Source organism: Kocuria cellulosilytica, from assembly GCF_040981245.1.
In the GTDB taxonomy this organism is placed as follows: Bacteria; Actinomycetota; Actinomycetes; order Actinomycetales; family Micrococcaceae; genus Kocuria; species Kocuria cellulosilytica.
This window is the reverse complement of record NZ_JAVFWZ010000001.1, coordinates 60070-81334: the sequence shown is the minus strand read 5'-3', so window position 1 is coordinate 81334 and position 21265 is coordinate 60070. Positions and strand designations below refer to the sequence as shown.

Genomic DNA, 21265 nt, shown 5'->3' with positions numbered 1-21265 from the left:
TGGTCCACTGCACTCCGTGCAACTTTGCACGAAGTGCACTATTGCACCTAGTGTAACGAACTGTGACGAATCTGCCTGCCGAACCGGCCCAGGACCGCCCCCCGGAGGACCGGCGGGAGGCGGTGAAGTACCACAACCGCCGCGCCATCATCGACGCCGCCGCGGCCCTCGCCGCGGAGCGGGGAGTGGGCCGCTTCACCGTCAACGACCTCGCCGAGCGGGCCGGGGTCTCCCGGCGCACGATCTTCAACCACTTCGCCTCCGCGGACGACGCCGTCTACGCGCGCTTCACCGAACTGCTCGGGGTGTTCGTCGACAACTTCGCGCGCGTCGTGGAGGCCACCCCGCCGCCCGCGAGGCCGAGCCCCGGCGCCGTCCTCGAGCAGCTGGCCGACGTCATCGAGCGCACCGAGCTCGTTCCCGCCATGTGCCACATCGCCCGGCTCATGGGCGCGAGCGAGGACAGTCCCACCACCGCGGTGTGGGCGCACGAGGTGTTCCAGACCCTCACCGCCCGGCTCGCCGCCGAGATCAGCGACCGGGTCCCCGGAGCATCCGCCTTCACCGTGGACCTGCTCGCGAGCCTGCTGCTCCACGCCCTGGCCGTGGCCTTCGAGAAGTGGGCCGAGGAGACCGGTGCGGTGGACACCCCCGACAGCCGGATGACCTGGCACCGGCTGCTGCGCACCGCCGTGGACCGGCTGCGCCACGGGTTCGCCGACTGACCCGCACGCGCCGCCCGCGCTCCCGGCCGGGCGTCCCGCGCTCGACCTCCCCGGCACGCCGTCCCCGGCACGACCTCCGGCGCACGAGTTCCCTCGTACGACGCTCCTGAACACGACGCTCCAAGCACGACGCTCCTGAACACGACGCTCCAAGCACGACGCTCCTGAACACGATGCTCCAAGCACGACGCTCCAAGCACGACGCGTCTGACACGACGTTCCGGACACGACCGACAGAGAAGAGACATGGCACATCTGCTGTACCGACTCGGGCGCTTCGCCGCTCGCCGCGCCTGGGCCGTGGTCGCGGCCTGGGCGACGGTCCTGCTCCTCGCCGGCGGCGCCTTCGCGGCCTTCGGCGGCCAGCTGACCAACGCGATCACCGTCCCCGGCACCGAGACCCAGCGCCTCGCCGACCGCCTCCAGTCCGAGCTGCCCGACGCCGGCCACGGCACCGGCCGGATCGTGTTCCAGACAGAGGACGGCGAGCCGTTCAGCGCCGACCAGCGCGAGCAGATCGGCGAGGCGCTCGCCGCCGCGCAGGCGTCCCCGGGCGTCGACGGCGTCCTGGACCCGTTCGCCGCGCAGGACGAGCGCGAGGAGCAGGAGCAGCAGCTCGCGGACGGGCGAGAGCAGGCGGCCGACGGCCGTGCGCAGCTCGACGACGCCGAGGACGCGCTCGACGAGAACCAGCAGAAGCTCGACGACGCCCGCGAGCAGGCCGAGCGGGCCGACGCCCCCGACCGGGTCCTGGACGAGCTCGACGCCCGCCAGGACGCCCTCGACGACGCCCGCGCGGAGCTGGAGCAAAACCGCGAGCAGCTCGTGGCGGGGCTGCCCGAGCTCGACCGCGGCGAGCGGATGATGGCCCTGGCCGAGGGGACCCGCACGGTCTCCGAGGACGGCACCACGGCGATGGCCGTGGTGACCTTCACCGCCGAGCAGCAGGCCGTCACCGCCGAGGAGAAGGAGGCTTTGCAGGCCGCCGTGGACGGCACCGAGCTCGAGGGCGTGCAGGTCGAGTACTCCCTGGAGATCGCCCAGGACATCTCCCAGCTCTTCGGCCCCGCCGAGGTCATCGGCGTGGTCATCGCCGGGATCGTGCTGCTGGCCATGCTCGGCACCCTCGTGGCCGCCGGGCTGCCCATCCTGATGGCGCTCACCGGGGTGTCCGTCGGGGCCCTGGGCGTGCTGTCCTTCTCCGGGGCCGTGGACATGATGTCGGTGACCCCGATGCTGGGCGTCATGCTGGGCCTGGCCGTGGGCATCGACTACTCGCTGTTCATCCTCAACCGGCACCGCCAGCAGCTGCTGGCCGGCACGGAGCTGCACGAGTCCATCGGCCTGGCCACCGGGACCTCCGGCAACGCGGTGGTCTTCGCGGGGCTGACCGTCATCATCGCCCTGGCCGCGCTCAACGTCACCGGCATCCCGTTCCTGGGCGTCATGGGCACCGCGGCGGCGGTCTGCGTGGCCGTGGCCGTGCTGATCGCCGTGACCCTCACCCCGGCGCTGCTGTCCCTCGTGGGCGGGCGGCTGCTCTCCGCCCGCGCCCGGACCCGCGCGGCCCGCCGGCCCGCCCACCTCGGGGAGCCCCGCCCCGGCGTGGCCACCCGCCACCCGGTGCTGACCCTCGTGGCCGGCGTGCTCGCGCTCGTCGTCGTCGCCCTCCCCGCGGCCTCGATGCGCCTGGGCCTGCCGGACGCCTCCTCCGAGCCCGAGGACTCCAGCCAGTACCGCACCTACCAGGTCCTGGACGAGAAGTTCGGCGCCGGCACCAACGGCCCGCTGCTCGTGGTCGCCGACCTGCCGGAGGGCACGGACGGGTCCGGGGCCGCGGAGCTCCAGCTCACCGTGGGCGAGGAGCTCATGGCGCACGACGACGTCGTCGCCGTGGTCCCGGCCGGGCTGTCGGAGGACCGCCGGACCGCAGCCTTCCAGGTCGTGCCCGTGGACGGCCCGGCCGCCGAGTCCACCGAGGAGCTCGTCGGCGACCTGCGCGCGCTGTCCCCCGCCCTGCAGGACGAGCACGGCGTGCGCATCGGCGTCACCGGCCAGACCGGCGGCAACATCGACGTCTCCCAGCTGCTGGCGGACGCCCTGCCGCTGTACCTCGCGGTGGTGATCGGGCTGTCCCTGCTGCTGCTGGTGCTCGTCTTCCGCTCGGTCCTCGTGCCGGTCGTCGCGACCGCCGGGTTCATGCTCTCCCTCTTCGCCGCCTTCGGCGCGGTGGTGGCCATCTACCAGTGGGGCTGGCTGGGCGGCGTCTTCGGCGTGCACGCGCCCGGGCCGGTGCTCAGCTTCCTGCCGACCATCCTCGTGGGCGTGCTGTTCGGCCTGGCCATGGACTACCAGCTGTTCCTGGTCTCGGGGATGCGCGAGGCGTTCGTGCACGGCCGCTCGGCGCGGGCCGCCGTGCAGGAGGGGCTCCGGGCCGGGCGGGCCGTGGTCACCGCCGCGGCGATCATCATGATCTCCGTGTTCGCCGGCTTCGTGTTCTCCCACATGGCGATGATCCGGCCCATGGGCTTCGGCCTCGCCTTCGGCGTGCTCGTCGACGCCTTCGTGGTGCGCATGATGCTGATCCCCGCGGTCATGCACCTGCTCGGCGACAAGGCCTGGTGGCTGCCCCGCCGGCTCGACCGGATCCTGCCCAACGTGGACGTCGAGGGCGAGTCCCTGCGCCGGGACCGCCCGTCTGCTCCCGCGGATCCGGCCGCCGCCGCCGGTCCGAGCGGCTGGGGCGAGGCCGAGCCGGGCCCGGACGCCGAGCGCGAGCTGGTCGGCGCCGGCCGGCGCGGCTGACGCGGCGCCGGGAGCTCCCGGCGCGAGCGGCGCGCCCCTCCACCCGCACGGGACGGAGGGGCGCGCCGTCGTCGTGGACCCGGGGCCGGGCCGTCAGGAGATGCCGTTCTCCTGCAGCCACATCTCCAGCAGGCCCAGCTGCCACAGCACGTTGGAGCGCAGCGGCGTGTGGTGCCGGTTCGGGTCGGCCAGCAGGGACTCCACGACCTCCGAGTTGTAGAGCCCGCGCCGCACCGCCGCCGGGTCCGTCAGGGCGGCCTCGACCCGGTCCAGGGTCCCGCCCTCGAGGGTGCGGATCGCCGGGACGGGGAAGTAGCCCTTCTTCCGGTCGATCACCTCGTCCGGGACGATGCCGCGCGCCGCGCGCTTGAGCACGCCCTTGCCGCCGTCGGCGAGCTTGAGCTCCGGGGGGATCCGCCCGGCGAACTCGACGAGCTCGTGGTCGAGGAACGGCACCCGCGCCTCGAGGCCCCAGGCCATGGTCATGTTGTCCACGCGCTTCACGGGGTCGTCCACGAGCATCACCGTGGAGTCGGTGCGCAGGGCGGCGTCCACGGCCGTCTCCGCGCCGGGGCGGCCGAAGTGGCGCTCGATGAACGCCGTCGGCGCGTCGTGGGTCGCCATCCACTCGGGGGAGAGGACCTTCGCGAGCCGGGACCACGGGCGGTCGAAGAACGACTCGGAGTAGGTCTTCCGGGCGTCGTCGCGCGCGACGTCGGCCAGCGGCGGGTACCAGTGGTAGCCGCCGAGCACCTCGTCGGCGCCCTGACCGGACTGCACCACCTTGACGTGCTGCGAGACCTCCTCGCTGAGCAGGTAGAACGCCACGCAGTCGTGGCTGATCATGGGCTCGCTCATCGCGGCGACGGTCCGGTCGATCGCCGGCACCAGGCGGGCGTCGTCGATCGCGATCTGGTGGTGGTCGGTGCCGAAGCGGCGGGCCACGAGGGACGAGAACTCGAACTCGTCCCCGGACTCCTCGCCCCGGGACTCGAAGCCGATGCTGAACGTCTGCAGGTCCTCCTGCCCGCTCTCCGCGAGCAGGGCGACGACGAGGCTCGAGTCGATCCCGCCGGACAGCAGCACGCCCACCGGCACGTCCGCCACCATGCGCCGCTTCACCGCGGTGCGCAGCTTCTCGACGAGCCCGTCCTCCCAGTCCTGCTCGGACCAGCCCGAGCGGTCCTCGTCGCGGGTGAACTGGGGGTTCCAGTACTCGTGGTCCGAGGCCGAGCCGTCGGGCTCGACCGTGCGCACGGTCGCCGGCGGCAGCTTCCGCACGCCCTTGAGAATGGTGCGCGGGGCCGGGACCACCGAGTGGAAGGTGAGGTAGTAGGACAGGGCCGTGCGGTCGATCGAGGTGTCGACGTCCCCGGCCGCCAGCAGCGCCTGCACCGTGGACGCGAACCGCAGCCGGGCCCCCGTGTGGTCGACGTAGAGCGGTTTGATGCCCAGCCGGTCGCGGGCCAGCACGGTGCGCCCGCTGGTGTGCTCGGTGATCGCGAAGGCGAACATCCCGTGGAACCGGTAGACGCACTCCCGGCCCCAGCGGTGGTAGGCCTTCAGGGCGACCTCGGTGTCCGAGGTGGAGAAGAACTCGTAGCCCATTCCGCGCAGCTCCTCGCGCAGCTGCCGGTAGTTGTAGATCATGCCGTTGAACACGATCGACAGCCCCAGCCGGGAGTCGACCATCGGCTGCCCGCCCGAGGGGCTCAGGTCGACGATCTTCAGCCGGCAGTGGCCCATGGCCACCGGCCCCTGGGCCCAGGCGCCCGAGCCGTCCGGGCCGCGGCCGGACTGGGCGCACGTCATGCGGTGGATCGTGCCCGGGTCCGCGGCGGCGCCGTCGAACCGGACCTCACCGGCGAGACCGCACATCAGCGCTCACCTCCGCTCCGGGGCCGGGACGGGATCGGGAGGAACGGTCCGTGGAGGAAGAGCATCCTCCAATGCTACGGGGGCGCGCCGCCGGATGCCCGGCCCGGGCCCGGGCGTCGCCGTACGGTGACCGTATGACCAGCGACCTCAGCGACCCCGGCAACCGCAGCGGCTCCAGCGATCCCGGCGGACTCAGCGACCTCTGCCGGCTCTCGGCCCGGGACCTCGCGGCGGCCGTGCGGGACCGCACGGTCTCCGCGCGGGAGGTGCTCGACGCGCACTTCGCCCGGATCGACGCCGTGAACCCCGCCGTGAACGCCGTGGTCACGCAGGCCCGCGAGCGGGCGTACGAGGCCGCGGCCCGCGCCGACGAGCTCACCGCCAGCACGCCCGCGGACGAGCTCCCGCCCCTGCACGGGGTGCCGATGACGCACAAGGACACCCACGCCACCGCCGGGATCCGCACCACCTCCGGCTCCCCGGTGTTCGCCGAGCACGTCCCGGCGCACGACGACCTGATCGTCGCCCGGTTCCGGGCGGCCGGGGTGATCAGCACCGGGAAGAACAACGTGCCCGAGTTCGCCGCGGGCTCCCACAGCTTCAACGAGCTCTTCGGCACCACGCACAACCCCTGGGCGCTCGACCGCAGCGCGGGCGGCTCCAGCGGCGGGGCGGCCGCGGCGATCGCGTCCCGGATCCAGCCCCTGGGGGACGGCTCGGACATGGGCGGGTCCCTGCGCAACCCGGCCGCGTTCTGCAACGTCGCCGGGTTCCGGCCCTCCGCCGGGGTCGTGCCCTCCGCTCCCGCCGGCGACGCCTGGGCGTGGCTGGGCCGCTCCGGTCCGCTGGCCCGCGGCGTGGACGACCTCGTCCTGGCCATGTCCGTGCTGGCCGGCCCCGATCCGCGGATCCCGCTGGACTGCCCGGTGCCGCGGACGGGCTTCCGGGCGCTCGCGGCCGAGGACCTGCCCGATCCGGCAGCCCGCCCCCTCGCCGGGGTCCGGATCGGACTGAGCACGGACCTCGGCCTGGGCGTCCCCGTGGAGCCGGAGATCGTGCAGGTGCTGCTCGACCGGGCGCGGGTGTTCGAGGAGCTCGGGGCCGTGGTCGAGGAGGCCGTCCCGGACCTGCGCGACGCCGACGAGGTGTTCGACACGACGCGGGCCTTCGACATGGCCGTGAACCTGCGCACCGTGGTCGCCGAGCACCGGGAGCTCGTGAAGCCGGAGATCGTCTGGAACGTGGAGCGCGGCCTGGCCCTGACGGCCGGGCAGCTCATGGACGCAGCACTGGCCCGCACCCGCCTGCACGAGGCGGTGCGGGCGTTCTTCGACCGGTGGGACGTGCTGCTGACGCCCACGTCCCAGGTGCTGCCGTTCCCCTCCGAGGAGCGCTGGCCCCGCACGGTGGCCGGTATGCCGATGCAGACATATGTCGAGTGGATGCGCTCGGCGAGCCTCGTCTCCGCCACCGGGTGCCCGGCGGTCTCGGTGCCGGGCGGCTTCGGCCCCGGTGGCCTTCCGATCGGGCTGCAGCTCGTCGCGGCCCACGGGCACGACGTCGAGCTGCTGCGGACGGCCCGCGCCTACGACCACGTCACCCGGTACGGGGACCTCGAGCCGCCGCTCTGAGCCGCCGCCCCGGCGTCCTCAGGCCGCCGCCTCCAGCTCGAGCAGCGCCGACTTGGCCGCCGGCCCGCCGATGTACCCGCCCAGGCCGCCGTCGCCGCGCAGCACGCGGTGGCACGGGACGACCACCGGCAGCGGGTTTGAGGCGCAGGCGGTGCCCACCGCCCGCGCGGCCTGCGGGCGTCCGACCGAGCGGGCCACCGCGCCGTAGCTCTGCGTGCTGCCGTAGCCGATCTCGGGCAGGTGCTCCTGCACCAGGCGCCGGAACCCGTGCGAGAGGGAGCGGTCCAGGGGCAGGTCGAACCGGGTGCGGGTGCCGGCGAAGTACTCCTCCAGCTGCCGCACGGCCGGTGCCAGACGGGCCGGGGCCCGCAGCACCCGCGGGCTGATCCGGCGGGCCAGGTCCGCGAGGACCTGCTCGTGGTCCTCGCGGGCGTAGGCCACCCGGACCAGACCCTGCTCCGTGGCGGCCAGCAGCAGCTCGCCCACGGGGGAGCCGACCGTCGTGTACGCCACGTCGAGGAGCCCGGCCTCGGCCGCCCCGTCCTCCAGGCGCCGGTGCAGCCGCCGCAGCACCGTCTCCGGCACGGGGGTGCTGGCGCGGAGGCTGCTCAGGGGTGCGCGGTGACGGCTGTTCGGGGGTGCGGGGTGCGGTGCAGTGGTCATCGGTCGTCTCCTGTTCGGTCGGACGGCGTGCGGGTCCCGGGGCGGGTCCCGGCGGAGGTCTCGGCGGGGGTCTCGGGGAGGGTCCTGCGGAGCGTGGCCAGCCCGTCGGCGGCGGCCCGTCGGGCGGCCTCCGGCGTGCCGCCCAGCAGCTCGGCGATCTGCCGGTAGGGCAGTCCGCCGAGATGCCGGTAGGCGAGCACGCGCCGCTGCTTGGGCGGCAGGGCGGCCACGGCCGCCCAGAGCGGGGAGTCGTGCTCGTGCGGGTCGTCCCGGTGCGCGGGGGGTTCCGGGAGCGAGGCCATGGGCACCGCCGCCCGGGACCGGGCCCGGACGACGTCGACGGCCTTGCGGTGGGCGATCGTCACCAGCCACGCCTGCACGTTCACCGTGGCCGGCAGCTCCGGATACGCGCGCAGCGCGGCCAGGAACGTCTCCGACCAGGCGTCCTCGGCGTCCGCGGAGCTGTTCAGCACGGCGCGGCAGACCCGCCACACCACGGGGCCGTGCCGGGTCACCAGCGTCTCGAAAGGCTCTTTCGTGTTCATCACCCCGTAGACGGACGCGCCGGCCGGAACGTGAGATCGGTGCGGCGGCGCTTCCCATCCTGCCGGACTGCACCGCCCGCCGGGTGCTCCGCGGACGGCGACGCGCCCCGGCCCCGTGCCGTCGCGTCGGCGGCCGCGGACGGACGCGACGGAACGGGGTCCGGCCGGACAGGCGGCAGCGCCCCGTCCCGGGGATCTCCGGGACGGGGCGCTGCGGGTGGAACAGGACCGGGGGCTACACGTCCCGGCGGGCGCGGTTGACGATCTTGGAGCGGACGGTCAGCGCCAGCACGATGAACAGCAGGCCGTAGAGCACCAGCGGGATGGGCCCGGTCACGAAGATCGAGTAGTCGCCGTTGGAGGACAGCAGGCCGTCGCGCAGGTTGGTCTCGGCCAGCGGGCCCAGCACCATGCCGATCAGCAGCGGGGCCACCGGCACGCCGTGGCGGCGCATGATGAAGCCCAGCACGCCCAGGCCGAGGAGCAGCAGCAGGTCGAAGACCGCTCCGGACGTGGCGTAGATGCCGAGGCCGCAGAACACGGTGATCCCGGCGTAGAGGTACTGGCTGGGGATCAGCAGGAGCTTCGCCCACACCTGGGCGAAGGGCAGGTTGATGACCAGCAGCACGACCATCGCGATGAAGAAGCTGGCCAGCAGCGCCCACACGAGCTCGGGGGCGCGGTCGAACAGCAGCGGGCCCGGCTGGAGACCGTACTGCTGGAAGGCCGCGAGCATGATCGCCGCGGTCGCCGAGACCGGCAGGCCCAGGGCCAGCAGCGCACCCATCGCGGTGCCGGTCGTGGCGTTGCCGGCGGCCTCGGGGGCGGCCAGGCCGCGGATCGCGCCCTTGCCGAAGGTCGGGTTCTTCCGGCGGCGGTCGATGCGCCGTTCCAGGTCGTAGGACATGAACGTCGGCACCTCGGCGCCGCCCACCGGGATGACGCCGAAGGGCAGGCCGATCGCGGTGCCGCGGGCCCAGGCCGGGGCGGCCTCCTTCAGCTCGGCGCGCGAGAGGAAGGGGCGTCCGGTGACCTTCATCTGGTGGGCCACGGGGTCGCGGCGGATCCGGGAGGCCACGTGCAGGACCTCGCCCAGCGCGAGCACGGCCACGGAGACGGTGACCAGGGAGATCCCGTCGAACAGGTTGGCGGAGCCGTAGGTGAAGCGTTCCGAGCCGGAGATCGCGTCGATGCCCACCGTCGCGATGCCCAGGCCCAGGACCAGGGAGGCCAGACCCTTGACCGCGGAGTCGGAGACCACCGAGGACGTGGCGACGAAGGCGAACAGCGCCAGGGCGAAGTACTCGGCGGGACCGAAGTTCGCGGAGAAGTCGGCCAGCCGGGGTGCCAGGAAGACCACGACCACGGATGCGACCATGCCGCCGATGAACGCGCCGATGGCCGCGGTGGCCAGGGCCTGGGGGGCCCGGCCGTCCTTGGCCATCTTGTGGCCCTCGAACGTGGAGGCGATCGCCGAGCCCTGCCCGGGGGTGTTCATCAGGATGGCCATCGTCGAGTCGCCGAACAGGCCGCCGAAGTAGACGCCGGCGAAGAGGATGAACGCCGCGGTGGGGTCCAGGGCGAAGGTCATGGGCAGCAGCAGGGCCACGGCCATGGAGGAGCCCAGGCCGGGCAGCACGCCCACGGCGGTGCCGAGCAGACAGCCCACCAGGACCCACAGCAGGTTCATGGGGGTCAGCGCTCCGGCGAACCCCTCCATCAACAGGTTGAGTGACTCCATGTCAGAAACCGCCTCCCAGGATGCCGGACGGGAGGTTCAGTCCCAGGCCGACGGTGAATGCCAGGTAGATCGCGCTGCTCACGAACAGGGCGAGCGTGATGTCGAACAGGGGCCGCCGACTGCCGAAGCCGCGGGCCACCGCCCAGAACAGCAGGGCGGCTGCCAGGATCCAGCCCAGGACCGGCAGGGTCAGCGCGAACGCCAGGAACCCGCCCGCGGCCCAGGCGACCGCGGACCAGTCCGAGTGCGAGCGCCAGGTGCGCGCCGAGAGCTCCGCGGGGTGCTCGGGGGTGCGCAGGTAGTGCAGGGTGAGCAGGGCGGCCAGGAGGTAGCCGGCCACGGTCAGGATCAACGGATAGAACGTGGGACCGGGGAAGTCGGTGCCCTCGGGGATCTCCATGGTGAGGACGCCGATCAGCAGGTAGGTGCTGAAGGCTGCCATCACCGCGGGTACCACGAGGCCGCTGCGCCCGCTCCACCAGGACGTCGCGGTCTCCGGCCGCTGCGCCTCTGGGGGCAGGGTGTCGGTCTGGTGCTCCCCGGCGGCGCCGGTGTGCGAGGACGTGGGTGTGCTCATCAGGAAATCTCCTCCACCAGCATGGCGATGCGCTCCTGCTCCGATGCCATGAACTCGTCGAACTCCTCGCCCGCGAGGTACACCTCGGTCCACTTGTTGCGCTCGATGGCCTCCTGCCACTCCGGGGTGGCGACGGACTCCTCGATCAGCGTCCGCAGCTCGGCGAACTCCTCGTCGGTGATCCCTGGGGGTGCCAGGACGGCCCGCCAGTTCGCCAGGTCCACGTCGTAGCCCAGCTCGGTGAGCGTCGGGATCTCGACGCCCTCCAGGCGCTCCGGGGCGGCCATGCCCAGCGCCTTCAGGCGCCCGGCCTCGATCTGGTCGGCGACGTCCATGTACCCGGAGGTGGCCGCGTCCGCGGTGCCGGTGATCAGCGCCTGGGTGGCCTCGCCGCCGCCGGAGTTGGGGATGTAGGTGGTCTCCGAGGGCTCGATGCCGGACTCGAGCGCGAGCTCGGTCATCACGAGCTGGTCGAAGGTGCCGCCGCCGGTCCAGGCGACCTCGGCGGGGTTCGCCTGCCAGTCCTGCACGAGATCGTCGATGGTCTCGTAGGGGGAGTCGGCGGGGACCACGACGACGTCGTACTCCTCGACCACCCGGGCGATCGGCCGGACGTCGTCGTGCGTGACGTCCGAGTCGAGCTGGGCGACACCGGCGACCAGGCCTGCCCCCGTGACCATCAGGGTGTTGGCCTGCCCCTCCATGGTGGAGAGCTCGCTCAGGCCGATGGTCCCGGCCGCGCCGGGGATGTTGACCACCGTGGAGTTGTTGACGAGGTTGTTGGTGCGCATGGCCTGCTGCTGCTCGCGCATGAACGTGTCCCAGCCGCCGCCGGCACCGGCCGGGGCGATCAGGGTCATGTTGGACCGGATGTCCGAGCCGGCCGTGGCCGACTGGAACGAGAAGAAGGCGGCCAGGCCGATCACCGCGGCGGCGACGACGCCGTAGACCGCCATGGCGACTGGGTGCTTGCGGTGCCGGGTGCCCGGCTGCGCCTGATCTGGTGGTGAACTCACGGGGATCCACTTTCCTGGGTCGGAGGGTGCGGGTGCATGGCTCGGTCCGAGCCTCTGCTGACGACGGTAAGTGACCCGGATCACGCAACCGGCCTTGTTGTGCCTTTCGTGCGTAGTGATCGTTGTGCTGGTTCTGCGCATTCTGCTCACACCGGAAGAGACGCTCCTCACACGTTCCGCCGTAGGGTGGACCTCGTTTTGTACGCCGTTTCCCCACGCATCGATGGTCTGCCACTCGATGTCCCCTGTTCCCATCCCACCGCGGAGGCTCCCATGACCGTCGTCGTTGCCCGAACCAGCACCCCCGAGGGCGAGGCCGCGCTCGCGGCCGCGGTCGAGGAGGCCGGACGCCGCCAGGAGGACCTGCTGGTCTTCAACCTCAGCGGCGCCCAGCTCGACCCCGAGACCGGGGAGCTGAACGGGGTGCCCGTCACCTTCCGGACCCCCGACACCCGCAACCGGGACGCCGTGGGCGAGCTGCTCGACGCCGCGGAGCAGGTGGACGCCTCCGCCGTGGTGATCGGCGTGAAGCACCGCAGCCCCGTGGGCAAGCTGCTGCTGGGCAGCGCGGCCCAGCAGATCCTGCTCGAGGCCAACGCCCCCGTGATCGCGGTCAAGCCCCGGCGCTCCTGAGGCGTGGCCGCGACCGCCCCGGGGGCCCGGTCCGGGGCCTGGCTGTGGTTCCTCGTGGCCGCGGCCCTGCTCACGCAGACCGCCCTGAACCTGGTGCGCCCCGTCACCACCTACAAGCTGCTGTCCCTGGACGCGGACTCGGTGACGGTCGGCCTGGTCACGGCGGCCTACGCGGTGCTGCCCCTGGTCACCGCCATGTGGCTGGGCCGGATGACCGACCGGGTGCGGGACCTGCGGACGATGGTGGTCACCGGCGCCCTGGTCCTGGCCCTCGGTGCGGTGGCGCTGGCCCTCGCGCCCAGCGTGGCGCTCGTCGCCGTGGCGAGCGCCCTGCTCGGCATGGGGCACCTGGTGTTCACCATCGCGGGTCAGTCGGCGGTCGCCCGCTTCTCCCCGCCGGACCAGCTGGACAAGGGCTTCGGCTGGTTCACGGCCGCCTTCTCCGCCGGGCAGCTGGTGGGCCCGCTGCTGGCCGGCGTGCTGCTGGGGGCGGGCGGGGACGTCGCCTCGCCGGAGCGGATCGCGGACATCACGCTGTCCCTGTGGATCGGGGCCGGTCTCTCCCTCCTCGTGGCGCCGGTCATGCTCGTGCGCCCGCGAGCCGGCGGATCCGCGGCCGGCTCCACCCGCGGACCCGCCCGGGACGACGACGACGCCGCTGCCGCACAGCAGGCCGCTCCCGGCACCGACGAGCTCGAGGTGGTCCCGGGGGCGGAGCCGCGCGCCTCCATGGTGCGGATCCTCCGGGTCCCCGCCGTCCCGTCCCACATGCTGGCGTCCCTGGCGCTGCTCGCGATGCTCGACATCCTCACCGCCTTCCTGCCGCTGGTGGGGGAGCGGGCCGGGGTCTCCCCGGCGTGGATCGGCGTCCTGCTGGCCGTGCGCGGCGGCGCGTCGATCCTCTCCCGGGTCCTGCTGCCGTGGCTGGCCCACCGGATGTCCCGGCGCGTCCTTCTGCTGGTCAGCCTCTACGGCGCCGGGTGCGCCCTGGCCGTGCCGCCGGCCGTCATCACGGTGCCGTGGCTCGCCGCCCTGCTCCTTTTCGTGGGCGGCTTCTGCCTGGGCCTGGGCCAGCCGATCACCATGACCCTGGTGTCCACCGCGGTGCCCGCCGCGTGGCGGGGCTCGGCGCTCGCCGTGCGGCTCGTCGGCAACCGGGCGGGCCAGGTGGCGATGCCCCTGCTCGCCGGCCTGGTGGCCGCGCCGCTCGGACCGGCCGGGGCGATCTGGTTCACGTGCGCGGTGCTGCTGGTCAGCGGTCTGGAGAAGACCGTGCGGCGCTGACCGGGCGGGCGGGGCCGTGCCGACAGCCCCGGCACAGGAATGCCACAAGAGCGGCACAATCCGGCCTGGTCAGCTGGAGGACGAGAAGGACCGATGGGTCCGGACCGGCGGGCGGGAGCCCGCTGGAACGTCCGACAGAAGGAACGCGCCGCCATGGTCAACGTCCACCGTCCCGCCCCCCGTGCAGGGTCTGCCGAGGAAGGACCGGCGCTGCCGCTGGTCCGCCGGCGCCGGCTGACGGGGGTCGACGCCGCCCGGGGCCTCGCCCTGGTCGGGATGATGTCGATCCACATCCTGCCCGCGTGGGACCCCGAGAGCTACGGTCCCACGCTGCAGTGGGAGCTGTTCGCGGGCCGCGCCGCGGCCCTGTTCGCGCTCCTGGCGGGGGTGGGCCTGGCCCTCTCCTCCGGCGGGCGCACCCCGCACCGGGGGCGGGCGATGACCGCCGACCGGGTGGGACTGCTGGTCCGGGCCGTGCTGGTCACGGTGCTGGGGCTGCTGGTCAACCAGGTCATGCCGGCGGACCCGCCCGCGTACGGCATCCTCGTCCACTACGGCATGTTCTTCCTGCTGGCGATCCCCTTCCTGCACCTGCCGGTGCGTGCGCTGCTCGGCCTCGCCGCCGCGGCCGCCGTTCTGGGGCCCGTGCTGATGCAGTCGCTGCGGGGGGTGCTGCCCGCGTTCGAGGTGTACAACCCGACCTTCGCCGACGTGCTCGCCGAGCCGGGGACCGTCCTGGCCCAGGTGCTGCTCACCGGCACCTATCCCGCGGTCCCGTACCTGGCCTACCTGCTCGCCGGCATGGCCGTCGGCCGGCTGAACCTGCGGGCCGTGCGGGTCCAGGGCCGGCTGCTGTGGGCGGGGCTCGCCCTGGCCGTGGGCGCGTGGCTGGTGTACTGGGTGCTGATCCTCCAGGGCGGGGGCTACGACCAGCTCATGAGCTCCACGCCGTGGCTGAGCGAGGACCGGATCGACGAGATCATCGTCTGGGGTCCGGACCCGGTGCTGCCCGACACCTCCTGGTGGTGGCTGCTGGTCCCCGGTCCGCACACCAACACCCCGGTGGCGATCCTGCAGGACCTCGGCTCCGGCACCGCCGTGCTGGGCGCCCTGCTCCTCCTGGCACGCCGGGCCGGCTCCTGGCTGCTGCCGCTGAGCGCGATGGGGTCGATGACCCTGACCCTCTACTCCGCGCACCTGCTGGCCCTGGCCGCCGTGCTCCACTACGAGGTGCCGCTCCTGTGGTTCCTCATCCACGTGACGGTCGCGGCGCTGTTCGCCGTGGCCTGGCACCGCTCCTTCGGGCGCGGTCCCCTGGAGCGGGTCGTGGCCCGCGCCGCGAACGCCGGCCGCGATCTCGCCCTGGGCGCCGGCCACCTCCAGGGGGACCGTTGAGCAGGGACCGATGTCCGCATCCGGCAGGAACGGTCTCCCGGGCGAAGGCCAGGATGGCAGGGGGGCACCTCGCCCTGCTGGTCCACCGGTCAGAGGTGGTGACCGGCCGGGACGGCCGATCTACTCGACGACCAGCGTCCCGGACATCTCCGGGTGGTAGCTGCAGGCGATGGGGTACTCGCCCGGCTCGTCAGGAGCGGTGAAGGTGGTGGTGCCGCCTCCGGCGACCACGGCATCGAAGGTCCCGGCGTCCTGGGCGGTGACCGTGTGGGTGGCCTCGCCCTCGTTGATCACGGTGACCGTGGCCCCGGGGGCCACCGAGTCGGGCAGTTCGTAGGCGAAGTCCTCGACGGTGATCACCGGCTCTTCGGCCGGCTGTGCTGCGGACGACCTGGCCTCGCTCCCGGGGGCGGGGGCCGACGGTGCGGGGGCCTCGGGCGCCTCGCCGGCGGGTCCGCTGCGGGCCGCGCATCCGGTGGCCCCGGCCAGAGCTGCGACCAGGGCGACGGCGGTGATGCCGTGGGTGAGATTCATCGTGCTCCTCTTCGCAGTCACCGCCTTCGGACGGGCGGCGGCGCTCGGCACACCGTCGGAGGCAGGGGCCTCCGGCGAGAACGGTGCCGGGGCGCTCTGGGCAGGAGTGCGCGGGGCGGAAGAAGTCATGCCGAGAACCCTACTCTCACGTGAAGATAGAGTCGTTGGCATGGCCGCACAGCAATCAGCACGCACCTCCCCGAGCGTTCTCGACGGGCTGACCGCCGACGACGTGGTGGCAGAGGCCACCCGGCGGCGGACGTTCGCGGTGATCTCGCACCCGGACGCCGGCAAGTCGACGCTCACGGAAGCCTTGGCCCTGCACGCCCACGTCATCGCCGAGGCCGGCGCCACGCACGGCAAGGCCAGCCGGAGGGCGACCGTCTCGGACTGGCTGCAGATGGAGCAGGAGCGGGGGATCTCGATCAGCTCTGCCGCCCTGCAGTTCACGTACCGGGACACCGTGTTCAACCTGCTCGACACCCCCGGCCACGCCGACTTCTCCGAGGACACCTACCGGGTGCTGGCCGCGGTGGACTGCGCGGTGATGCTCATCGACGCGGCCAAGGGCCTGGAGACCCAGACCCTGAAGCTCTTCGACGTCTGCCGCCGGCGGGGCCTGCCGGTGATCACGGTGATCAACAAGTGGGACCGCCCGGGCAAGGACGCCCTGGAGCTCATGGACGAGGTCCAGCAGCGCACCGGGCGGGTGCCGGTGCCGCTGTCCTGGCCGGTGGGGCTGTCCGGGGACTTCCGCGGCACCGTGGAGCCCCGCACCGGCGCCTACACCCGGTACCGGCGGGTGGCCTCCGGCGCCGCTCTGGCCGAGGTGGACGTGTTCGGGCCCGACGAGGCTGCTCAGCTCGAGGGTGCGGCCTGGACGGAGGCCGTCGAGACGGCCGAACTGGTGGCCGAGGGCAACGGGGCGTTCGAGCGCGAGGCCTTTCTCGCGGCGGAGTCCACGCCGGTGCTGTTCGCCGCCGCCGCCCTGAACTTCGGGGTGGCCGCCCTGCTCGACGTCCTGGTCGACCTCGCACCGCCGGCCGGTCCCCGGGTGGACGCCGACGACGCCCTGCGGCCGGTGGAGGCGCCGTTCTCCGGGTTCGTGTTCAAGCTCCAGGCCGGGATGGACCGCGCCCACCGGGACCACGTGGCGTTCCTGCGGGTCTGCTCCGGTGTCTTCCACCGCGGGATGGTGCTCACCCACGCGGCCACCGGAAAACCCTTCGCCACCAAGTACGCCCACCACGTGTTCGGCCGCGACCGGGAGACCATCGAGACCGCCTTCCCCGGGGACGTGGTGGGACTGGTCAACGCCTCGGCACTGCGGGCCGGTGACAGCGTCTACACGGGGACTCCGGTGACCTTCCCGCCCATCCCGCACTTCTCCCCCGAGCACTTCCGGGTGGCCCGGGCGGCGGACGCCGGGCGGGCCAAGCAGTTCCGCCGCGGAATCACCCAGCTCGAGCACGAGGGCGTCATCCAGGTGCTGCGCTCCGAAACCCGCGGGGACCAGGCTCCGGTGCTGGCCGCGGTGGGGCCGATGCAGTTCGAGGTCGTGGCTGACCGGATGGACCGGGAGTTCGGCGCCCAGGTCCGGCTGGAGCCCCTGCCCTACACCCTGGCCCGGCGGGTGATCGCCCCGGACCCCGACGTCCTCAACCGCATCCCGGGCACCGAGGTGCTCCGGCGGGCCGACGGCGAGCCCATCGCCGTGTTCACCGACAAGTGGAAGCTCGGCCGGGTGGCCACCCACGCCCCCGAGGCCGCCCTGGAGCCGATCGGCGGAGCCCTCGACTGAGCGTCCTCGGCGGCTCGCTGTGAGGCATCTCCCGTGAATCCACCGGCAACTCTACCCTGACGTTAGGGTAAGGTTGCCGGTGGGCCCATGCGCCGGGTCGTCGGGACGACCAGGTCGTGGTCCTCCAGCCGGCGTGACGGAGCGCCCCCTTGTCTCAGCACCGACATCGTCGAGGGCGCCCTCGTGCCCGCAAGAAGCAACGGAGAACCCCTATGGCCAGCACTGGTACCGAGAAAGAACCGAGGACCGGGTCCCTGCCCATCATGTCGAAGGCCGAGGAGGACCAGAAGGCCTCCGGCCACCACGAACTGTCGCCGGAGCAGCGCCAATCCGTGCCGGGTACCCTGAAGTCCCCTCGCCGGCTCAAGACCGAGGTCCTGGCCGGGCTGGTCGTGGCTCTGGCGCTGATCCCCGAGGCCATCGCCTTCTCCTTGATCGCCGGGGTGGACCCCCAGGTAGGGCTGTTCGCAGCCTCCATCATGGCCGTGACGATCTCGTTCCTGGGTGGGCGCCCGGCGATGATTTCCGGCGCCACCGCGGCCACCGCACTGGTCATCGCACCGCTGGTGGCCTCCCACGGGATGGACTATTTCATTGCCGCCGTGATCCTCGCCGGAGTGTTCCAGGTCATTCTGGGCCTGATCGGAGCTGCACGACTGATGCGCTTCATCCCTCGCTCGGTCATGGTGGGTTTCGTCAACGCCCTGGCCATCCTGATCTTCACCTCCCAGTTGCCCGAGCTGATCGGGGTGCCCTGGTTGGTGTACCCGCTGACGGCCCTGGGCCTGGTGATCATCTTCCTGCTGCCGCGTGTCACCAAGGCGGTCCCGCCCCCGCTGGTGGCGATCGTCGTGGTCACTCTCATCGCTGTGCTCGCCGCCGTCGTGGTGCCCACGGTCGGGGACAAGGGTGAACTGCCCGACGCGCTGCCCGCCTTCTTCGTTCCGGACGTGCCGCTGACCCTGGAGACCTTCCAGATCCTGGCCCCGTACGCCTTCACCATGGCCATCGTGGGGCTGCTCGAGTCCCTGATGACGGCCAAGCTCGTCGACGACGTCACTGACACCCGCTCCGACAAGACCCGAGAGTCCTGGGGTCAGGGCGGGGCGAACATCATCACCGGGTTCTTCGGCGGGATGGGCGGCTGCGCGATGCTCGGCCAGACCATGATCAACGTCAAGGCCTCCGGGGCCCGCACCCGGATCTCGACCTTCTCGGCCGGAGTGCTGGTCCTGGTGCTGGCCGTGGTCCTCGGCCCGGTCGTGGCGATCATCCCGATGGCGGCGCTGGTGGCCGTGATGATCTTCGTGTCCTGGGCCACCTTCGACTGGCACTCCATCCGTCCCACCACCCTGGCCCGGATGCCCCGGTCGGAGACCATGGTCATGCTCTCCACCGTGGTCGCCACCGTGTGGACCCACAACCTGGCCATCGGCGTGATCGTCGGTGTGCTGGTCGCCATGATCGCCTTCGCCCGCCGGGTCGCCCACATGGTCACCGTGGAGCGCACCGTGGAGGAGCACTTCGGGGAGCAGTTCGCCAAGTACACCGTCAGCGGGGAGCTGTTCTTCGCCTCCTCCAACGACCTCTACACGATGTTCGACTACGCCGGTGACCCCCAGCACGTGGTCATCGACTTCTACGACTCCCACCTCTGGGACGCCTCCACCGTGGCGGCCCTGGACTCGGTGACCGACAAGTACGCCCATTACGGCAAGGACGTGGAGATCGTGGGCCTCAACCAGGCCAGCCGCCGGATGCGGGTGCGCCTGGGCGGCATGCTCAACAACGGCGGGCACTAGGAGCACCGGAACCGGTACCGGACCCGCCTGAGGGGTGGTCCGGCACCGGTCCCGGTCCCTCCACCCACCCCGACCCGGACAGGCGTTCGATCCCCATGACGTTCCCGACCGCGACCACCACCACGTCCCCAGCCCCGACCACCTCGGTCCCACGGGCCGCCCACCGCCCCGACCTGCAGGGTCTGCGGGGGGTGGCGGTGCTGCTGGTGGTGGCCTTCCACGTGTGGACCGAGAAGGTCTCCGGCGGGGTGGACGTGTTCTTCGTGCTCTCGGCCTTCCTGCTCACCGGGTCCTTCCTGCGCCGGATCGAACACGGGAGGCCCCTGGAACTGCCGGCCTACTGGACGCGGACCTTCGCCCGGCTGCTGGGCCCGGTGGCGGTGATGCTGCTGGCGGTGCTCGCCGCGGTGTTCCTCTGGTTCCCGCCCAGCCGGTGGGCCGACCTAGTGACCCAGGCCTGGGGGTCACTGTTCTACGTGGTGAACTGGGTGCTGGCCGATCAGGCCGTGGACTACTACGCCGGCAACTCCGCAGCCACCACCCCGCTGCAGCACATGTGGTCGCTGTCGGTCCAGGGCCAGGTGTTCCTGCTCTGGCCGCTGCTGCTGGCCGGCTGCGCGCTGGCGGCCCGGTGGATGGGGATCCGGGTCCGTCCGGTGGCCTGGGCGGTGTTCGCCGCCGTGTTCGCCGGCTCGCTGGCCTGGTCGGTGGTGGCCACCGCGGCCGGATCCGAGGCCGCCTACTTCAGCACCCTCACCCGCCTGTGGGAGTTCGCCCTGGGCTCGCTGGCCGCCCTGGTGCTCGCCACCACCAGCACCTCGCGGACGGCCTCCCGGCGCCGGACCGCCCTGGCCCGGGTGACCGGGATGGGGTTGGGCTGGGCCGGACTGGCCGCGATCCTCGCCACCCCCTTCCTCATCGGACCCGACACCCGTTTCCCCGGCACCGTCGCCCTGGCCCCCACCCTGGGGGCCGCAGCGATCCTGCTCGGCGGTGCACTGGCACCCGAGGCGTCGGCCGGCACCACCCGGGTCCTGTCGGCCCGCCCGCTCCAGTGGTTCGGGGACCGCGCCTACGGGATCTACCTGTGGCACTGGCCGCTGCTGATCACCTATCTGCTGCTCACGGCCCGCGACACCGTTCCCGTGCCGGTCGGGCTCGGGATCCTGGCCGCCTCGGTGGCCCTCACCCGGGTCACCGCTTTGCTGCTGACCGGCTGGCGCGCCCTGCCCGGGATCCGGGCCAGGTCCGGGATCCGACTGATCGCCACCGGGCTGCTCGTGGCGGTTCCGCTCACCGGCGCACACTCCTACACCACCCTCCGCGATCCCACCGCCGGGGTCGAGCGCACCCCGGAGAACTACCCCGGCGCCGCGGTGCTGCGTGGAGACGTCACCGAGGTCCCGGACGTGCCGATCATCCCCACCGACGCCGAACGCGAGCACGAATGGGGCGACACCGGCGTGCGGTGCGACTCCGGGGAGGTTCCCCAGGTGATCGCCGACCTAGGAAACTGCTGGCTCATCGAACCCGAGGACGGCAGTGCCCCGGACCGGACCCTGGTGGTGCTCGGCGACTCCCACGCCCAGCAGCTGCTCACCCCGATCCACCGGGTCGCCGACGCCAACAACTGGCGGGTGGTCTCCTACCTGCGCAACGCCTGCCGCTACACGTCCGAGTCCGAGAACCGCGACGAGGAGTGCAACGAGTTCAACGCCGCCACCCGTCAGGCGGCTCTCGAGGTCGATCCCGACGCCATCGTCACCATCGGCACCCTGTCCCTGGCCGAGGCCCCGCACGAGAAGCTCGTCGACGGCTACGAGGACGGCGTCCGGCCCTTCCAGGACGCCGGGATCCCCGTCCTCGCCTTTCGCGACAACCCGCGCTTCCTCTTCAGCATGTTCGCCTGCGTGGAGATCTACGGACCCGACCACGACCGCTGCAACCCGGCCCGCTCGGAGTCCCTGCTGCCGGAGAACCCCCTCGAGGAGCTGGCCGCCCGGCACGAGGACCTGCACAGCATCGACCTCACCGACCGCCTGTGCACCGAGGACGTCTGCCCGGGGGTGATCGGCAACATCCAGGTCTACATGGACCTCGACCACGTGACCTCCACCTACGGCGAGACCCTGGTCCCTGATGTCGAGGCGCGAATGCTCGGCGCCCTCGGCTGGAACGACTGACTGAATCTCCCCTTGCGTTAAGGCAAATTGATGGGTGCGGGTCCTCCTCGGC

Annotated in this window: 16 protein-coding genes; 9 read left to right on the top strand and 7 right to left on the bottom strand. The window is 72.5% G+C overall.

Annotation, left to right across the window (positions count from 1 at the left end; genetic code table 11):
* Window positions 1-62: 62 nt before the first annotated feature.
* Both RCG67_RS00345 and RCG67_RS00340 read left to right on the top strand, forming a co-directional pair.
* Entirely contained in the window at window positions 63-725 is a 663-nt protein-coding gene (locus RCG67_RS00345; RefSeq protein ID WP_368824323.1) for a TetR/AcrR family transcriptional regulator, read from the top strand.
* Between the two features lie 246 nt (window positions 726-971).
* Window positions 972-3530: an MMPL family transporter gene (locus RCG67_RS00340; protein ID WP_368824322.1), complete on the top strand. Its 2559-nt coding sequence runs from the start codon at window positions 972-974 to the stop codon at window positions 3528-3530.
* A gap of 93 nt (window positions 3531-3623) precedes the next feature.
* Here RCG67_RS00340 and RCG67_RS00335 read toward each other — a convergent pair whose 3' ends face one another.
* Complete coding sequence (locus tag RCG67_RS00335; protein ID WP_368824321.1) at window positions 3624-5408, bottom strand: N-acetylglutaminylglutamine amidotransferase; 1785 nt, start codon at window positions 5406-5408, stop codon at window positions 3624-3626.
* Between the two features lie 134 nt (window positions 5409-5542).
* Here RCG67_RS00335 and RCG67_RS00330 point away from each other — a divergent pair, with 134 nt between their 5' ends.
* Window positions 5543-7039, top strand: a complete 1497-nt coding sequence (locus tag RCG67_RS00330; protein WP_368824320.1) for an amidase — start codon at window positions 5543-5545, stop codon at window positions 7037-7039.
* Between the two features lie 18 nt (window positions 7040-7057).
* Here the strand turns inward: RCG67_RS00330 and RCG67_RS00325 are convergent, their stop codons facing one another.
* The 5 genes from RCG67_RS00325 to RCG67_RS00305 all read right to left on the bottom strand — a co-directional run bounded on the left by RCG67_RS00325 (window position 7058) and on the right by RCG67_RS00305 (window position 11521).
* Entirely contained in the window at window positions 7058-7702 is a 645-nt protein-coding gene (locus RCG67_RS00325) for a methylated-DNA--[protein]-cysteine S-methyltransferase (protein WP_368824319.1), read from the bottom strand.
* Window positions 7699-8247, bottom strand: a complete 549-nt coding sequence (locus tag RCG67_RS00320; RefSeq protein WP_368824318.1) for an RNA polymerase sigma factor — start codon at window positions 8245-8247, stop codon at window positions 7699-7701. The genes RCG67_RS00325 and RCG67_RS00320 overlap by 4 nt, the downstream gene beginning before the upstream one ends.
* Before the next feature lie 235 nt (window positions 8248-8482).
* The gene (locus tag RCG67_RS00315) at window positions 8483-9988 is read right to left on the bottom strand and encodes a tripartite tricarboxylate transporter permease (RefSeq protein ID WP_368824317.1); all 1506 of its coding nucleotides are present in this window, start codon (window positions 9986-9988) and stop codon (window positions 8483-8485) included.
* 1 nt (window position 9989) lies between these two features.
* Complete coding sequence (locus RCG67_RS00310) at window positions 9990-10565, bottom strand: tripartite tricarboxylate transporter TctB family protein (RefSeq protein ID WP_368824316.1); 576 nt, start codon at window positions 10563-10565, stop codon at window positions 9990-9992.
* Entirely contained in the window at window positions 10565-11521 is a 957-nt protein-coding gene (locus tag RCG67_RS00305) for a tripartite tricarboxylate transporter substrate binding protein (RefSeq protein ID WP_368824707.1), read from the bottom strand. The genes RCG67_RS00310 and RCG67_RS00305 overlap by 1 nt, the downstream gene beginning before the upstream one ends.
* 333 nt (window positions 11522-11854) lie before the next feature.
* Here RCG67_RS00305 and RCG67_RS00300 point away from each other — a divergent pair, with 333 nt between their 5' ends.
* The 3 genes from RCG67_RS00300 to RCG67_RS00290 all read left to right on the top strand — a co-directional run bounded on the left by RCG67_RS00300 (window position 11855) and on the right by RCG67_RS00290 (window position 14893).
* Window positions 11855-12214, top strand: a complete 360-nt coding sequence (locus RCG67_RS00300) for a universal stress protein (protein WP_368824315.1) — start codon at window positions 11855-11857, stop codon at window positions 12212-12214.
* 3 nt (window positions 12215-12217) lie between these two features.
* Window positions 12218-13498, top strand: coding sequence for an MFS transporter (locus tag RCG67_RS00295; protein WP_368824314.1), 1281 nt, complete (start codon window positions 12218-12220; stop codon window positions 13496-13498).
* A gap of 153 nt (window positions 13499-13651) precedes the next feature.
* On the top strand, window positions 13652-14893 hold the full coding sequence (locus tag RCG67_RS00290) for a heparan-alpha-glucosaminide N-acetyltransferase domain-containing protein (RefSeq protein ID WP_368824313.1): 1242 nt from the start codon (window positions 13652-13654) through the stop codon (window positions 14891-14893).
* 120 nt (window positions 14894-15013) lie between these two features.
* Here the strand turns inward: RCG67_RS00290 and RCG67_RS00285 are convergent, their stop codons facing one another.
* Entirely contained in the window at window positions 15014-15427 is a 414-nt protein-coding gene (locus RCG67_RS00285) for a cupredoxin domain-containing protein (RefSeq protein WP_368824312.1), read from the bottom strand.
* Window positions 15428-15596: 169 nt separating this feature from the next.
* Here RCG67_RS00285 and RCG67_RS00280 point away from each other — a divergent pair, with 169 nt between their 5' ends.
* The 3 genes from RCG67_RS00280 to RCG67_RS00270 all read left to right on the top strand — a co-directional run bounded on the left by RCG67_RS00280 (window position 15597) and on the right by RCG67_RS00270 (window position 21213).
* Window positions 15597-17228: a peptide chain release factor 3 gene (locus RCG67_RS00280; RefSeq protein WP_368824311.1), complete on the top strand. Its 1632-nt coding sequence runs from the start codon at window positions 15597-15599 to the stop codon at window positions 17226-17228.
* Between the two features lie 263 nt (window positions 17229-17491).
* On the top strand, window positions 17492-19030 hold the full coding sequence (locus tag RCG67_RS00275) for a SulP family inorganic anion transporter (RefSeq protein WP_368824706.1): 1539 nt from the start codon (window positions 17492-17494) through the stop codon (window positions 19028-19030).
* Window positions 19031-19125: 95 nt separating this feature from the next.
* Window positions 19126-21213 (top strand): acyltransferase family protein, encoded by a 2088-nt coding sequence (locus tag RCG67_RS00270; RefSeq protein ID WP_368824310.1) that lies wholly within the window; start codon window positions 19126-19128, stop codon window positions 21211-21213.
* Window positions 21214-21265: the final 52 nt, after the last annotated feature.